13 protein-coding genes are annotated in these 14,845 nt (G+C 65.7%); 4 read left to right on the top strand and 9 right to left on the bottom strand.

Translation table 11 applies throughout. The features are described from left to right. Positions 1-105: 105 nt before the first annotated feature. Positions 106-1,752: an electron transfer flavoprotein-ubiquinone oxidoreductase gene (locus ACFOM9_RS00805; RefSeq protein WP_386707209.1), complete on the top strand. Its 1,647-nt coding sequence runs from the start codon at positions 106-108 to the stop codon at positions 1,750-1,752. A 125-nt stretch (positions 1,753-1,877) separates the two neighbouring features. Here ACFOM9_RS00805 and ACFOM9_RS00800 read toward each other — a convergent pair whose 3' ends face one another. The 3 genes from ACFOM9_RS00800 to ACFOM9_RS00790 form a co-directional block, all read right to left on the bottom strand. Beyond that, complete coding sequence (locus ACFOM9_RS00800) at positions 1,878-4,196, bottom strand: FG-GAP-like repeat-containing protein (RefSeq protein WP_386705312.1); 2,319 nt, start codon at positions 4,194-4,196, stop codon at positions 1,878-1,880. Positions 4,197-4,308: 112 nt separating this feature from the next. Then, positions 4,309-4,950, bottom strand: a complete 642-nt coding sequence (locus tag ACFOM9_RS00795; RefSeq protein ID WP_386705311.1) for a CoA transferase subunit B — start codon at positions 4,948-4,950, stop codon at positions 4,309-4,311. After that, the gene (locus ACFOM9_RS00790; protein ID WP_386705310.1) at positions 4,950-5,675 is read right to left on the bottom strand and encodes a CoA transferase subunit A; all 726 of its coding nucleotides are present in this window, start codon (positions 5,673-5,675) and stop codon (positions 4,950-4,952) included. Before ACFOM9_RS00790 ends, ACFOM9_RS00795 begins: the two co-directional genes overlap by 1 nt. Positions 5,676-5,880: 205 nt before the next feature. Here ACFOM9_RS00790 and ACFOM9_RS00785 point away from each other — a divergent pair, with 205 nt between their 5' ends. The 3 genes from ACFOM9_RS00785 to ACFOM9_RS00775 all read left to right on the top strand — a co-directional run bounded on the left by ACFOM9_RS00785 (position 5,881) and on the right by ACFOM9_RS00775 (position 9,512). Then, positions 5,881-6,627 (top strand): electron transfer flavoprotein subunit beta/FixA family protein, encoded by a 747-nt coding sequence (locus tag ACFOM9_RS00785; protein WP_386705309.1) that lies wholly within the window; start codon positions 5,881-5,883, stop codon positions 6,625-6,627. Beyond that, positions 6,627-7,568, top strand: coding sequence for an electron transfer flavoprotein subunit alpha/FixB family protein (locus tag ACFOM9_RS00780; protein WP_386705307.1), 942 nt, complete (start codon positions 6,627-6,629; stop codon positions 7,566-7,568). Before ACFOM9_RS00785 ends, ACFOM9_RS00780 begins: the two co-directional genes overlap by 1 nt. Before the next feature lie 66 nt (positions 7,569-7,634). Then, positions 7,635-9,512 (top strand): hypothetical protein, encoded by a 1,878-nt coding sequence (locus tag ACFOM9_RS00775; protein WP_386705306.1) that lies wholly within the window; start codon positions 7,635-7,637, stop codon positions 9,510-9,512. Here the strand turns inward: ACFOM9_RS00775 and ACFOM9_RS00770 are convergent. From ACFOM9_RS00770 to ACFOM9_RS00745, 6 genes are read right to left on the bottom strand one after another with little or no spacing between them, the layout of a single operon-like run. Next, positions 9,489-9,902, bottom strand: a complete 414-nt coding sequence (locus ACFOM9_RS00770; RefSeq protein WP_386705305.1) for a GtrA family protein — start codon at positions 9,900-9,902, stop codon at positions 9,489-9,491. The two genes, ACFOM9_RS00775 and ACFOM9_RS00770, sit on opposite strands and share 24 nt — an antisense overlap. Then, on the bottom strand, positions 9,899-10,894 hold the full coding sequence (locus ACFOM9_RS00765) for a MaoC/PaaZ C-terminal domain-containing protein (protein WP_386705304.1): 996 nt from the start codon (positions 10,892-10,894) through the stop codon (positions 9,899-9,901). The genes ACFOM9_RS00770 and ACFOM9_RS00765 overlap by 4 nt, the downstream gene beginning before the upstream one ends. Next, positions 10,878-11,885, bottom strand: a complete 1,008-nt coding sequence (locus ACFOM9_RS00760; protein WP_386705303.1) for a hypothetical protein — start codon at positions 11,883-11,885, stop codon at positions 10,878-10,880. Before ACFOM9_RS00760 ends, ACFOM9_RS00765 begins: the two co-directional genes overlap by 17 nt. Further along, entirely contained in the window at positions 11,882-12,739 is an 858-nt protein-coding gene (locus ACFOM9_RS00755) for a WxcM-like domain-containing protein (RefSeq protein WP_386705302.1), read from the bottom strand. The genes ACFOM9_RS00760 and ACFOM9_RS00755 overlap by 4 nt, the downstream gene beginning before the upstream one ends. 2 nt (positions 12,740-12,741) lie before the next feature. After that, complete coding sequence (locus ACFOM9_RS00750) at positions 12,742-13,719, bottom strand: glycosyltransferase family 2 protein (protein ID WP_386705301.1); 978 nt, start codon at positions 13,717-13,719, stop codon at positions 12,742-12,744. Then, positions 13,704-14,807: a DegT/DnrJ/EryC1/StrS family aminotransferase gene (locus ACFOM9_RS00745; RefSeq protein ID WP_386705299.1), complete on the bottom strand. Its 1,104-nt coding sequence runs from the start codon at positions 14,805-14,807 to the stop codon at positions 13,704-13,706. The genes ACFOM9_RS00750 and ACFOM9_RS00745 overlap by 16 nt, the downstream gene beginning before the upstream one ends. Between the last annotated feature and the right edge of the window lie 38 nt (positions 14,808-14,845).

The raw sequence follows: 14,845 nt of genomic DNA, 5'->3' as shown, positions 1-14,845 counted from the left end.
TGCGGCGCAGCGCTGGACGACCGCCGCAACGGCGGAAGACGTCGCGATTTGCCGCCCCTGCCGCAAACCCGCGACAATCACGGCATGGAAATCCAGGCCGCCCACATGAGCGAACCCACCGAACAGCCGCGCAACGCCACGCCCGAGATCGAGCGCGACGTCATGGAATATGACGTGGTCACCGTGGGCGCGGGTCCTGCGGGACTCTCGCTGGCGATCCGCCTCAAGCAGCTCAACCCGGAACTCTCGGTCTGCGTGATCGAGAAGTCGAGCACCATCGGCGCGCATATCCTGTCGGGTGCGGTCATCGAACCGGGTCCCCTCGACGCGCTGCTGCCCGGCTGGCGCGAGTCCCCGCCGCCGATCTGCGTGCCGGTGACCGACGACGAATTCTGGTTCCTGACCAAGACCGGCGGCTACAAGTCCCCGATCGTGCCGCCCGGGATGCACAACAAGGGCAATTTCATCGTCAGCCTCGGCGCGATGTGCGCCTGGCTGGCGCCGCAGGCCGAAGCACTGGGGGTCGAGATCTATCCCGGCTTCGCCGCCGCCGAGACGCTGCATGACGACAGCGGCCGGGTCATCGGCGTGCGCATCGGCGACATGGGCGTGGCCAGGGACGGCTCGCACAAGCCGGGATACACCGCCGGCATCGACATCCGCGCCAAGGTCACCGTGCTGGCCGAGGGCGCGCGCGGGCACCTGACCAAGCGTCTGGTGAAGCGCTTCGACCTCGATCGCGGCAGCGACCCGCAGGCCTATTCGATCGGAATCAAGGAGCTGTGGCAGGTGCCGGCCGGGCGCGTCTGCCCGGGCAAGGTCGTCCACTCGCTGGGCTGGCCCCTGGACACGAGCACCTACGGCGGCAGCTTCCTCTACCACCTTGACCAGGACCGGATCGCGTTGGGCTACGTCAGCGGCCTGGACTACCGCGACCCCGAATACAAACCGTGGGAAGCCTTCCAGCAGTGGAAGAACCATCCGTACGTCGCGTCGCTGCTGGAAGGCGGCAACATCGTCTCGGCGGGCGCGCGCGCCATCGCGAGCGGCGGTTGGCAGTCGCTGCCCAAGGTGGAGATGCCCGGCGCGTTGCTGATCGGCGATACCGCCGGCCTGCTCAACGTCCCCAAGATCAAGGGCACGCACCAGGCGATCCGAAGCGGCATGCTCGCCGCCGAACACCTGGCCTCGTCGCTCTCGGCGGAAGGTTTCGACGCCAAGTTGCGGGCATCCGACGCGATGGCCGAACTGCGCAAGGTGCGCAACATCAAGCCCGGGTTCAAGAAGGGACTGTGGATGGGGCTGCTCAACGCCGCGTGGGAAACCGCCACCGCGGGCCTGTCGCCGTGGACGCTGAAGGTCAAAGCCGACTGGCCGTCACTGCGCCTGGTCGATGCGCAGGAGCCCAAGCCGGACTACGTGCAGCGCACCCTGCCGCCGCGCGATCGCCTCGCCGGCGTGTACTTCGCGGCCACCGAGCACGACGAGGACCAGCCGGTCCACCTGAAGGTCGCCGACCCCGACATCTGCGTGACGCGCTGCGCAGAGGAGTACGACAACCCCTGCACCCGCTTCTGCCCGGCCGCCGTCTACGAAATCGTCGAGGACCCCGCCGCAGAACACGGCAAGCGCCTGCAGATCAACGCCGCCAACTGCGTCCACTGCAAGACCTGCGACATCAAGGATCCCTACGAGATCATCACCTGGGTGACGCCGGAGGGCGGCTCGGGGCCGAATTACCAGAATCTTTGAATGTTTGACCCGGGACCCAAGCTTGATCGGGATCCGGGCAAAAAAATCGGATATCCCGCGAGTCGGCCCAAATAAATGAAGGCCTCCCAATGCTCGGGGAGGCCTTCTGCGCAGGCAACGCCAACTCAGTTCGGGGCGGGATATGCCCTCATTTGCAACGCATTAAACGTCCCGTTCGAGGCGGCCTGCCACATCCACAATTGGGTTTTGGAAGTGTCGTACCACAAGACATCTGCGCGACCGTCGCCGTTGAAGTCCTTCACACCCGCAACCCTGTACTTCGACTGGACCGCCTTGGCAGGGCCGTAAGCACTCAACACAGCACCATTCATCAACCAGTACTGCAAGCTCTGCTTCGTGCTGCTGTGCCAGAAAATATCTGCTCTACGGTCACCATTGACATCGTCCGCACCGACGATCGTCCACCCTGCCGGATATGATCGGATATAGATCGAACGATAGCTCCCATTGGTTTGGGCTTGCCACTGCCAAACCTGCGTCTTAGCCGTGTTAACCCAAATGATGTCCGCACGCTTATCCGCGTTGAAATCTCCGATGGCTGCGACGGTATAGCTTCCAATACTACTCACAGGACCGTACGAAAAAGCAGAACCATTCATGCGCCAGACCTGAAGGCGGCCGAGCGAGGAGTTGTGCCAGAAAATATCGGCCCTCCCATCGGCATTGGAATCGCTGACACCCGCTACCTTCCATCCCTTGGGATAAGACCTGACGTACTGGGTGGTGAAACTGCCAGACGAATTCGCGAGCCATACCCACAGTTCGGACTGGGCATCGTCTTGCCAGAGAATGTCGAGACGACCATCGCCATTGAAGTCACCCGTGCCGGCCACCTGATATTTGGCCTGGATGTATCGCAGCCCCCCACGATCGACAACGCTGGGGCCATTCATGGTCCAGTAGTCGGTCCTTTGGATTCCAGGGTTGTGCCAAAACACATCGGCGCGACCATCGGCGTTGATATCGCCCACCCCCGCTACGTTCCACTCACTGCTAACGGGAACCACCGTGGCCCGGAACGTCGCGATGATCGGCATCGACTGGTTGAGGCTGCGGACATTGTCGGACTGGTTGGCAACGCCTGTGGCCCGACCGCTGTACTTGACGCTGGGATTGGCGAAATGACGGATCGAAAACTGATCACCGTCGGCTTGCGGATACGCCATTACCGTGTAGAAGCCAGTCGATGAGGCTTCACGATAGCCGTACGAATACGGATGCACGCCTGTGCTGTCGCTGTCTTCCTGGTTGTGCGCCTGGCCCATGTTGTGGCCCATTTCGTGCGCCAGCGTCTCCTCGCGGCAGAAATAGGTGTTGTCATCTCCTTCGTCCAGGTCGGTGCCATCGCTGACCACCGAGTAGCCGAACGGTGCGTCGGCCTGGACGATCCCACTCTCGTCGCCCCCGATCAGCCAAGCGATGCCGCAGCCATTGTTCTCGGGAGTGCGGAACGCACGGACCAGTGAGACCAAGTCAGCTCCGGTTTCTTCGCGCGCGGCGCGCAAAGCATTGAACGCAGGATCGGGCGTAATCGGTCCGCCGTCGGTGCCGGCCTTGTAACCGGTCAACTTTTCGAGCGCGTCGCCATTGTCGGTGTTGTCGGCGTAGTTCACCTGCAGGGTCTTGACCAGGCGCACCCGCATGCTGACGCCGCTATTGACGTAGGCCTGGTTGGTGATGGCGACCATATTGACCAGCCGGGTATTCGCCTGGGAGGAACCCCCGAGCTGCGAGGCAAACCCATTGGTGTATCCCAACAGTACGTCTACGACCGACGCCGCAGCCGCGGAAGCGCCCGCCGCCACCGGTTGCGCGCGCTTCGCGACAAGTGAGGTCGAGCCCGTACCGGCCAGCTTGGGCGGAACGAGCTGGTCGCCGCCTTCGCGCCGCATCGAGCCGTCGAGCCCAGCGAGTTTGCTGCGATCGGTCTGCACCAGCCACGATTGCCCGGCGCTCATGGTCAGGCGCAGGGTATCGGTCGCACCCTGAGGGATGACGCCGAAGACCGCCTTCTCGCCAAACGTGAGGATCGCCTCCGCACCGTCTGCATTGCGACCGATCCACGTCCAGTTGCCGTCCTTGTTTTCTTCGTGGCGCTCGTAGGTCAGGCGGATCGGCTCGCCATTGGGCGCATTGACGATCATCTCGCCGCTTTGCATCGCACGCAGCGCGTGGGCTTCACTGATCGCGACCGGATAGGCGGTATACGCGCCCTTGTGCTTGGTCTTGCGGCCCTTCTCGTAGACCAGCAGCTCACCTCGATCGGGGAGCGAGGCAAAGCTCAGCGCGGGGGAGCGGAAGGCGAAAGCGGAGGCGGGCTGCGTGTTGCTCGCGGCCTTGGCGAGGTCGGCCACCGGGGCCTGGTCGGAAGAGCAGCCTGCCAGCAAACCGAGCAGGATGCCCGCGGTCAGGTAAGTACGCATGGGGACGATTCCTCGGAGACGGGTCCAGACTCCCAGTTTGCCTGAAGAATCGGCCGCTGCCGACAACCCGATCGCAAATTCCGGCTACCGGCGCGCGCCGCTGGACGTTCGTTCAGCGCCCCATGGCCTCTGTGAACGGGACACCCGTCTTCTGTCGCACCTCATCCAGCGCGACTCCAGGCGCAAGCTCCTGGAGCACGAGCCCTGCCCCAGTCACGTCGAAGACTGCGAGTTCAGTGATGATCCGGCTCACGACCCGGACCCCGGTCAGCGGCAGAGTGCATTCAGGCAGGATCTTCGGCGAGCCCGCCCGGGTAGTGTGTTCCATCAGGACCACCACCCGCTTGACGCCGGCCACCAGGTCCATTGCGCCGCCCATGCCCTTGACCATCTTGCCGGGCACCATCCAGTTGGCCAGGTCGCCCTTGTCGGTGACCTCCATCGCGCCAAGGATGGCCAGGTCGATGTGGCCGCCGCGGATCATCGCGAATGAGTCGTGGCTGCCGAAGTAGCTTGCGCCGGCGCGCGCGGTGACGGTCTGCTTGCCGGCGTTGATCAGGTCGGCGTCAATCTCGTCCTCGGTCGGGAACGGGCCGATGCCCAACAATCCATTCTCCGACTGCAGCCAGACGTCCACGCCCTCGGGGATGTAGTTGGCCACCAGCGTCGGCAAGCCGATGCCCAGATTGACGTAGGCGCCATCGGTGAGTTCGCGTGCGGCGCGCTGCGCCATCTCTTCACGTGCCCAGGCCATCACTGCGCTCCCGCGGCGCGCACGGTGCGCTGTTCGATGCGTTTTTCAGGGGTGGGGTTGTGCACGATGCGGTCGACATAAATACCCGGCAGGTGCACGTGGTCGGGGTCGATGGCGCCGGTGTCCACGACTTCCTCCACTTCGACGATGCAGGTCCTGCCCGCCATCGCGCAGGCGGGGTTGAAGTTGCGCGCGGTCTTGCGGAACAGCAGGTTGCCCGCCTGGTCGGCTTTCCACGCCTTGACCAGCGACACGTCGGCCACTAGCGCCGTTTCCAACACATAGTGCCGGCCGTCGATCTCGCGCGTCTCCTTGCCCTCTGCCACGACCGTGCCGTAGCCGGTGGCGGTGAAGAAGGCCGGGATGCCCGCGCCGCCGGCACGCAGGCGCTCGGCCAGGGTCCCCTGCGGATTGAACTCCAGCTCCAGCTCGCCGGCCAGGAACTGGCGTTCGAATTCCTTGTTCTCGCCCACATAGGACGAGATCATCTTGCGAATCTGGCGCGTGCCCAGCAGCTGGCCGAGCCCGAAGCCGTCGACGCCGGCATTGTTGGAGATCACGGTCAGGCCCTTGACCCCGGAATCGCGCAACGCCGCGATCAGCGCCTCGGGAATGCCGCACAACCCGAAGCCGCCGACCGCCAGCGTCTGGTCGTCGGCGACGACCCCGCGCAGCGCCTCTTCGGCACTGGCAAACACCTTGCCCTTCCGGGTGCTCTTGCCCATGGATCCGCTCCTCGAGGTGACCGCTCCATTCTAGCTTGGCGTGCAGCCACGCCGGCAGCGGCCTTTCGGCCAAGGACCGTCGCGCGCCGGCGCGGGCGGTGATACGCCGCGGCGCGGCTCGCGCCGCGGGGCCCCAGCGGCTAAAATTGCCGCCTTGCGTCGGATCCCGCGGCGCGCCTCCCCATTCGCAAGGATTCCCCGCCAGATGAAGATCCTCGTCGCCTACAAGCGCGTGGTGGACTACAACGTCCGCATCCAGGTCAAGCCGGATGGCTCCGGCGTGGTCACCGACGGCGTCAAGCTGTCGGCCAACCCCTTCGACGAGATCGCACTGGAGGAGGCCCTGCGCCTGCGCGACAAGGGCATCGCCACCGAGGTGGTGGTCGCCACGATCGCCCCCGCCGATGCCCAGGCGCACCTGCGCAACGGCCTGGCGATGGGCGCGAACCGCGCCATCCACGTGGTGGTCGACGCGCCGATCCAGCCGCTGACCGCCGCCCGCACCCTGCTCAAGCTGGTCGAGAAGGAGCAGCCGGACCTCGTGATCCTCGGTAAGCAGGCGATCGACGACGACGCCAGCCAGACCGGCCAGATGCTGGCGACGCTGTGGGGCCGGCCGCAGGCCACCTTCGCTTCCAGGCTTGAGGTCACAGATGGCAAGGCCACCGTGACCCGCGAGGTGGACGCCGGCCTGGAAACGCTGGAAGTCGACCTGCCTGCCGTGGTCACCACGGACCTGCGCCTGAACGAGCCGCGCTTCATCAAGCTGCCGGACATCATGAAGGCCAAATCCAAGCCGCTGGAAAGCATTCCGTTCGCCGACCTCGGCGTGGATTCGGGCGACACGCTCAAGACCACCCACTACGCCCCGCCGCCCAAGCGCAGCCGCGGCGTGATGGTGAAGGACGCGGCCGAACTGGTCGCCGCACTCAAGCAGAAGGGGTTGCTGTAATGGCCAAGGTCCTGATCGTTGCCGAACACCTGGACGGCAAGCTCAACGCCGCGACCGCCAAGTGCGTGTCAGCCGCGCAGGCGCTGTCGCCGGAAGCCATCGACATCGTGGTCCTGGCGGCCGATCCGGCTGCCGTCGCCGCCGAAGCCGCGCAGATCGCCGGCGTGGCAAGGGTGCTCGCCGTCGCCAATGACGCCAACACGCACGCAATCGCCCAGGTCCTCGCGCCGCAGGTAGCGAAGCTCGCCGAAAGCTACAGCCACGTATTCGGCCCCAGCACCACTTTCGGCAAGGACGTGATGCCCTGCGTCGCCGCGCTGCTGGGCACCGCGCAGGTCTCCGACGTGATGGCCGTCGAAGGCAGCCACGTGTTCAAACGCCCGATTTACGCCGGCAACGCCATCGTCACCGTCGAAGCCCCGGCGGGACACGTCGTGGTCGCCACGGTGCGGACCGCATCGTGGCCCGAAGCCGCGCGCGGCGGCAGCGCCGCAGTGGAAACAGTATCGGTCGAAGCCGCGACACCGTCGCACACCCGTTATGTCGGCTTGGCCGCCGGCAAGTCCGATCGCCCCGACCTGCAGAGCGCGCGGCGCGTCGTCTCCGGCGGCCGCGGCGTCGGCTCGAAGGAGAACTTCGAGATCATCTACAAGTTCGCCGACAAGCTGGGCGCCGCCGTCGGCGCCTCGCGGGCGGCGGTCGACGCGGGCTACGTTCCCAACGAGCTGCAGGTCGGCCAGACCGGCAAGATCATCGCCCCCGATCTTTACGTTGCCATCGGCATCAGCGGCGCGATCCAGCACCTGACCGGGATCAAGGACGCCGGCACGATCGTGGCGATCAACAAGGATGCCGAGGCGGCGATCTTCGAGATCGCGGACATCGGGCTGGTGGGGGATTTATTCAAGGTGTTGCCGGAACTCGAAGCAGCCCTCGCCTGACCCGACATCGCGCTCTCCCGGGAGCCGATCGCCAGCCGCCCCACCACGACAGGAACCGGGAACGCCTTGAACATCAGCCAGGATGCCGCCTCGCGGACGCTACCCTCGTCAACGCGCCGGGAGGCGGCCTTTGCGTTCCTGCTATCGATGGCGCCGATCGCCAGCCTCGTCCTTATGGTCGTGGGCTGGCTGCGCCATGGGCTTGACCTCCCTTACCGGGACGATTGGCGCGAATACCTGAGCGGCAAGATTGCTTCGCTCGATATGCAGCACCTGTTCCGCGCAGACAACGACACTCTCTCGCCGGTCACGCGCGTACTCGACGCGCTCGCGCAGCGCTACCTGGGCGGCAACGCGATTGCCTACCAATCCCTGTCGATGGTTTGCGTCCTCGGTCTCCTGCTGTGGCTGCAGTGGAAACTGCTCGGCAAGGCCGTGGGGGACAGATTCCTGGCCGCGTGCGCGTTCTCCACCACGATCCTAATGTTGCAGCCGGACTCGTATTGGGGTCTACAGAACCTGGCTTACATCCAGGCGCTGCCGCTGGTCTTCCTGCTGGCGATCCTTTGCGTCGCCTTCCATGGGCAGTGGCGCTCGGGCACCAAGGCAACTGCCAGCTTTCTGCTCGGATTGCTGGCAGGGCTTTCCTACATTTCAGGCGCCTTCGCCACGCTGGCGATGTCGTTCGTGTTGCTGGCAGCATGTGTTGTGCATCGGCGGCTGAGAAAGAGCATCGCCGCGCCCGCAATCGGTGCGCTGGCGTCAGCCGTGATCACGGTGGCCCTGCAATCGTGGGTGATCTTGTCGGTGCAGCACGGGAAGACCCATCGCGCAGATGCGCCCTGGGCATTGCCTTTGGATGCCGATTTCTGGTTCTACCTGTTCGGCAAGATCGGCAGGAGCCTGATGCTGCCCGCCTCCTGGGGCACGATTTCTCTGGTCCTGTGCGTCGCGGCGCTGGGCGCGCTGGTCGCCTTTGCGGCAGTACTGATGCGGCAGCCGGAAGCCGAGACGGAGTCCGACATTGCACCAGGCATGATCCCGCCAGCCATCACCGCGTCGGTCATCGCGTTCTCGCTGCTGGCGGCAATCGCTACCTACCTGTGCCTGGTCGCAGCGGGGCGCGCCAACCTGCGTCCCGCATCGGTCGACGGAAACCTGGAAGTCTTCCGGTTCGCCTACCACCGCTTCCATTTCTTCTGGGTCACGGCTTTGTGGCCGTGGCTTGCTGCAGTGGCGATGATCGTCGGCGGCGCGGTCGCCCGGCGATCGCGCGTGGTGCCGGGTGCGGCTGCGGCCTGCATGGTGCTCTTCGTTGTCTACCAAGGCGGCTTCTCGCATTTCCAGGCCTTCCACAAGATCACGGCGGCACGCCTGTCGTCCGATGCCACCTGCCTTCGCCGTGAACTCGCCCACGGCGGCCATATCACTTGCCCGACGCTCGCACCGTACGGCGATCTCTCACGGGCCTACGCCTATGCGGTGCGAACCGAAGCATCGTTTGTCCGCTATTTCCCGCCGCAGTCTGCCGGCACCGACCCACTCTCCGGGCCGGCGTTCCGTCCGATCCTCCATCCCGCCACAGTGCTCAACGCCACTGCGAGCCGCCCAGGTCCGGGTCGGCTGGAGCTGTCTGGCGGACGCGATCCGAGGGTGATCTTCTCCGCCGGCATGCGCGGTGCGCTGGGCGAATGCCTCGTGCTTCAGGTCAGGGCCACGGTCACCGCCGACTATGCCGATCGTGCGCAGTTGTTCTATCGCACCCCGGAGGAACAGAAGTTCAGCGAGACGCACTCGATCAGGATCCCGGTGGGGCGTGGGCCGAGGGTCGTCGATTTCGTAGCGGTCAGCCGCGCTGGCTTCAACGACCGGCTTCGCCTCGATCCGGTGGCCAACTATCAGCCCTCCGAGGTGAGGGACCTATCGGTCCGTTGCCTGTTCTGACTGTGCCGGCGGCTTGATCACCAACCGGGTCATCATGAAGTTCAACGGAATGATCGCCACCGCGGCGACGACGGGCGCGAGGCGCTCGTCGATTCCGAACACGCGAACGCTCAGCCATACGATCGCCAGCCCGACCACGTAGTTCACGGCGTGGACCGACGGAAATGCCAACAGCCGCATCCACGACCACGGCACCCTGAACACGGCGTAGGTGTTGAGCGCGAAGCCGGAGACGATCCCTGCGACGAAACTGATGGTGTACGCCACGCGGTACTCGAACCATGCCAGCAGAAGCCAATACAGCGCGAGCGTGAGCAACGTGTTGATCCCGCCCGCAATGACGAAACGGAAGAGCTCCAGCCGGAGCGCCCGCACCAGGAGCGCTTTCATCCGCGTGACGCCGCCCTGCGGTTGAGCACGTCGTTATAGCTCAACGCGGCGACCTCCCCGTCCTCGCCACGCAGTTGCGCGAGGATGGAATAGGTGCCCTTGGCCAGGTCCGCCGCCGGCGTGGAAATCCTGACCGAGTAGGGTGTTTCCGGATAGACCGGTGCAAGGAACGCGGTGCGGCTGGCCAGATAGATCGTCCCCTCACCCGGGTATTCGGTGCCAAGCAGCCGGGTAAGCCAGCCGCAAAAGATCATGCCATGCGTGATGCGGCCCTTGAACCCGTGCGACCGCGCGAATTCGTCGTCGAAGTGCAGCGGGTTCATGTCACCGCTCGACGCGCCGTATACCTCAACCTCGGCATGGGTAACCTGGAAACCATGGGTCGTGGCGGCCACTACGGAGTGCGTCAGGAACGGGGCCATTAACCATCTCGCCCGCGCCGTTCCAGGCGTGAACCCGGCCGCCACCAATGCCGGCGCCAAGGCCTCCTGGGCGAGCGGCACCCGGATTCGCCCGCCTCGGCCCACGACGTTCCGCATCGCAGCGACCGCTTTGTCCGCAAGCTCGGCCTGAACGGGACGTGCCGTCACTTCAGGCGTCTCATCCGCGCCAGCGCGGCGCAGGAGCGTGCGGTCCCCCAGCCGCCAGAACGAAGCCCCCGGCAAGTTACCCACGCATGCTTGCGCGAGTCCGTCCGGCTCCTGGCCCGGGGGGAGCAAGGCCCAGTCGCCGCCGTCCTCCGACTGCAGGGCGCGCACAGACTCACTGCCACCAGCCGGCGTGATCCATTCCTGAACCATCCCGGCGTCGACGCAGCGCAGCCCGGCGCGCTCGAGGCGCCGGATGCTGTCAGTGCCGGCATCGACCAGTTCGACTACGTCGTACGACCCTGCAAGGCAATCGTGGGCGAGCACGCGCTCATTGCCGCCAACCCCGCGCACCCGCCCCACCCGCAGGCCGCCACAGCCGACGAGATCAGTGAGTTCGAGCATTTTCGCTTCCTTCGGGCCGGAGCAGGCAGCGGAACACATGCTCCCCCTTTCCGAAGCGGTAACCGAGCTTCTCCCAGCAATGTATGACCGCGTTGTTGGTGATCTGGGTGATCAGGTGCGAATGCTCGGCGCCAACCGACCGCAGGTGCTCATTGAGCTCCGAGATGATCTTTACGTACCAGCCGCGATGGACTGGAGCGACCGCGCTCAGCACCGGCTGGGCGAGACGCAGCCCCCAGCCATCCCAGTGCTCGCGATGGTATCTCGCCGTGCAAAAGGCCTGAGGCGCTTCGACGTCGGGAACCACCGTGGCGTCGGCAAACCCCTCCAATACGGACGCCTCCACCCATCGCTCCATCAGCCGGTCAGCGTCGACCGCCGCGATCGCGGGGTCGGCATGGAAGCGATCGAAATGATTGATCGTCTCGCGCGCGGCACGTGCCAGCGACGGTACGTCCCGTGCCGTCGCCAGTCGCGTCGGATAGCGCACCGCGGGAGGGCCTGCGAGCGGCATGTGGTAGTGGCAGCGGGTTTCGATCAGCTCGAAGCCGGTCGCGGCCATGTTCCGAATCATCGCCAGGTTCCGCGGGTCCACCGTGGCCAGCACGTAATCGATGCCATTCGCACGAGCCTGGTCCAACGCGGCCTGTACCGCCGGCACTGCAGTCGCGCTCGCCTCGGTAGCGGAGATTCCCCGCGGCGCGACCACCTCGTTGATCCGCGCCATGCCGCGCCCGAAGAAGTGGGAATCCCACGGCATTCGCTCCATGAGCACCCAGCGTTCATCCTCCCCGGTGCCGTAGGCAAAGCGCAGGTCGTCCTCCGGCGCGAGGTCACCAAACAGCCGTCCCAGGTGGACGTCGAGATCGTAGTCCGCATCCAGGCCGCGGATAAAGCCATGCGGGGCAAGCACACCCGCGGCCCTGGTCCGCGCCTCCAGCTCTTCGCGCGGCACCGCCTCCAGCAGCGGGCGCAGGAATGCGCCGCTCATGCTTGCATCTCGGCGAGGCGCCGGAACTCGGCGTAGTCACGGATGTATTCGGCGCTGTCGTAGAACTCCGAAGCAAACACCAGCAACACCGCGTCCGCCGAGTACTTGTATTGGATTCCCCAGGTGAGCGGCGGCAGATAAAGCGCGATCGCGGAGTCGTCGAGCACGAACTCCTCCCGGTGCCTGCCGTCGTCAGCGACCACGCTGCAGCTGCCATTTACGCAGACCAGGAACTGCTTGCAGGTGCGATGCGCGTGCTCGCCGCGGATCTCGGCGTTGGGAACGCCGAACACCAGAAAGTAGCGCTTGGGCGCGAATGGGACGGAGCGGCCGAACTCGCCCACCGAAAGGTTGCCGCGTAAGTCGAGAACGCGCGGGAGGCGATGCAGGGTAACGCCGCGCACGCGCGTGGTGATCGCACCGGTGCCATGTGCCGCGACACCCGGCGCGGCCGGCGTATCGGTTCCCTCGCCACCGAAGGAGGGCACGTAGCCGACGATTTGCGCCGGATTGCCCGCCACGATGGCATGAGGCGGCACCGAACGCAGCACGACTGCGCCCGCCTGCACCCGCGCACCGCCGGCAATGACCAGACCGCCACGTACGATCGCGCCAGCCGATAGCCGAGCATCCTGCTCGATGACGACGTTGCCGTCCTCGGCGTCGCCGGGTCCGACGACGCTGCCGGCCTCGAATACGCACCGGTCGCCGATGGTGCAAGGCCCTTCGACCAGCACGCCCGGCCCGATTCGCACCCCGTCACCCATGCGCACGTTTGCGCCGACGACCGCGCTGGGATGGACGTCGCAACCGGTCCCCATGACCGCGGAAGGATGGATGCTCGCGCTTGTCATGCTCACGTATCCTGCTCGGTAGCTGTAGCGGGCGGCGGGAAATCCTCCACCAGCATGGGGATGCTCAAGGGCCGCCGCTTGGTGTTTTCGTAGGCGCGCCAGGCATAGTTGCCCACCAGCCCCAGACCGAGCGCGTTCAGCCCGCCAAAGAACAGCACTGCGAGCATCGTGCCGGCGTAACCCGGGACCACAACCAGGTCCGCCAGCCTGGCCACCAGCACGGTCAGCCCCAACGCAGCGGAAATGCCCAACCCCACGACGCCGGCGAGCAGGAGCAACCTGATCGGCGCATCGGTGAACGCGAACACGCTGTCGAGCAGATAGTTCCACTTTTTGCGAAACGTCCAAGCGCTCTTGCCATGCTGCCGGCGCTGGCGGACGTAGGGCAGGAAACGGCGACGCCCGCCCATCCAGAACAAGAGGCCGAGCAGGCTGCCGTTCGCCTCCTCGAACGACACCAGCCGCTCCAGGAAGACGCGGTTTACCGCGAAAACGTCCACGCCGCCCGGGGGGACTTCGGACTGCACGAACCTGCGATAGAGCCCCCAGAACACGCCCGAGGCAAGTCGCGAAGCCCAGGGGTCATCGCGCGCCTCGCGGATGCCGAACACGACGTCCACATCTCCCTGCCCGAGCACGCCGAAGAAGCGGGCGACCAGTTCCGGCGGTTCTTGCAGGTCCGCCGCCATGACTGCCACGTATTCCCCGCGCGCATGGCGCAGCCCTTCCCGGATCGCGGCGAACGACCCGAAGTTTCTCGACAGCGAGACCAGTTTTGACGGGAAGACAACGCCCGGCAGGGCGTCGTGCAGCAACGCATAGCTCGCGTCCGGGCTGCCATCGACTACGAAGATGGTTTCCAGCTGGCTTCCGAGTTCCCTGCCCAGGCGATCGACTGCGGCGAGCAGGTCGGCGATGGACTCCGCGTTACGGTAGACCGGAATGACTAGCGAATAGCGCGGTTTCAGAAGCGGTTGCATGCGTCTATCACCGATTCCACTTCCTCGTCCGTGATTTCCGGGAAACAGGGCAGGCTCAGAACCTGCTCGCACTGCATCTCGGTCACCGGAAGCACGATGTCCGCAAAGCGTCCGCCGTGGCATGGTTGGCGGTGGTCCGCTGCAGGATAGTGAGGTTCACTCTGGACGCCGCAGGCCGTCAGGTGTGTCCGCAATGCGTCGCGTTCCGGGCTGCAGACGACGTAGAGATGGGCCACATAATCCTCGCCGGCGACCGGCGGCACCTGGATCCGAGGATTTTGGATCTCTTGCGAGTATCGATTCGCGGTCAGTCGCCGGCGCTCATTCCAGCCGTCAAGCATCGGCAGCATTACAGAGAGCATGGCCGCCTGGATCTCGTCGAGCCGACTATTTCGCCCGCCGGGCACGGTATTGGTGTACTTGGCGGTCCATCCGTACTGGCGCAGGCGCGAGGCCTGCGCGGCGATGCCGGCATCATCGGTGACGATGGCGCCGCCATCGCCCAGCGCGCCCAGGTTCTTGGTCGGATAGAAGCTGAAGCTGGCCACATCGCCAAGCGCTCCGGCCCGGCGCCCATCCGCCGCCCGGGCACCGTGCGCCTGTGCGCAGTCCTCGACGACGCGGACACCGGCGTCGCGTGCCAGCCGCAGGATCTCGTCCATCCGCGCCAGTCGTCCATACAGATGAGTGACGATGACCGCTTTGGGCGCAGGCTCCGACTCAAGCAGGCGACGCAAGCCAGAGGGATCCAGAGTCCCGATGCAAGGCTCCACGTCGACGAAGGCCACTCGCGCGCCCGCCGCAAGCGCGGCCGAGGTGCCGTACATCGCCGCGTTCGCAGCGACGGCAACGGTGTCGCCGGGCGCGACGCCGACAGCCTTGAGCGCGAGCTCCAGCGCGTCGGTCCCGTTTGCCACGCCGACGCAGTGCGACACGCCGCAGTACGCCGCGAAGTCACGTTCAAAGGCGACCACACGCGGACCCAGTACGTAGTGGCCGCTCGCAATCACCTCCACGGCCGCGCGGCTGATCGCTGCTTGCATGCCTTCCACGTGGCGGGCGAGCGAATTGAGCGGAATCATCGTCATGCGCTAGCAACCGCCGTCGCGCGGTGTGCGGCAACCCT

Source organism: Luteimonas notoginsengisoli (assembly GCF_042648885.1).
In the GTDB taxonomy this organism is placed as follows: Bacteria; Pseudomonadota; Gammaproteobacteria; order Xanthomonadales; family Xanthomonadaceae; genus Luteimonas; species Luteimonas notoginsengisoli.
Note: the sequence above shows the minus strand (reverse complement) of the source record. Positions and strands in the feature narration are given on the sequence as shown.

Bases quoted from the DNA above. Each gene is read 5' to 3' on its own strand.
- ACFOM9_RS00755 (WP_386705302.1), bottom strand. From the start codon at position 12,739: ATGACAAGCGCGAGCATCCATCCTTCCGCGGTCATGGGGACCGGTTGC.
- ACFOM9_RS00790 (WP_386705310.1), bottom strand. From the start codon at position 5,675: ATGGGCAAGAGCACCCGGAAGGGCAAGGTGTTTGCCAGTGCCGAAGAG.
- ACFOM9_RS00745 (WP_386705299.1), bottom strand. From the start codon at position 14,807: ATGACGATGATTCCGCTCAATTCGCTCGCCCGCCACGTGGAAGGCATG.
- ACFOM9_RS00765 (WP_386705304.1), bottom strand. From the start codon at position 10,894: ATGCTCGAACTCACTGATCTCGTCGGCTGTGGCGGCCTGCGGGTGGGG.
- ACFOM9_RS00805 (WP_386707209.1), top strand. From the start codon at position 106: ATGAGCGAACCCACCGAACAGCCGCGCAACGCCACGCCCGAGATCGAG.
- ACFOM9_RS00795 (WP_386705311.1), bottom strand. From the start codon at position 4,950: ATGGCCTGGGCACGTGAAGAGATGGCGCAGCGCGCCGCACGCGAACTC.
- ACFOM9_RS00770 (WP_386705305.1), bottom strand. From the start codon at position 9,902: ATGAAAGCGCTCCTGGTGCGGGCGCTCCGGCTGGAGCTCTTCCGTTTC.
- ACFOM9_RS00750 (WP_386705301.1), bottom strand. From the start codon at position 13,719: ATGCAACCGCTTCTGAAACCGCGCTATTCGCTAGTCATTCCGGTCTAC.
- ACFOM9_RS00760 (WP_386705303.1), bottom strand. From the start codon at position 11,885: ATGAGCGGCGCATTCCTGCGCCCGCTGCTGGAGGCGGTGCCGCGCGAA.
- ACFOM9_RS00800 (WP_386705312.1), bottom strand. From the start codon at position 4,196: ATGCGTACTTACCTGACCGCGGGCATCCTGCTCGGTTTGCTGGCAGGC.
- ACFOM9_RS00785 (WP_386705309.1), top strand. From the start codon at position 5,881: ATGAAGATCCTCGTCGCCTACAAGCGCGTGGTGGACTACAACGTCCGC.
- ACFOM9_RS00780 (WP_386705307.1), top strand. From the start codon at position 6,627: ATGGCCAAGGTCCTGATCGTTGCCGAACACCTGGACGGCAAGCTCAAC.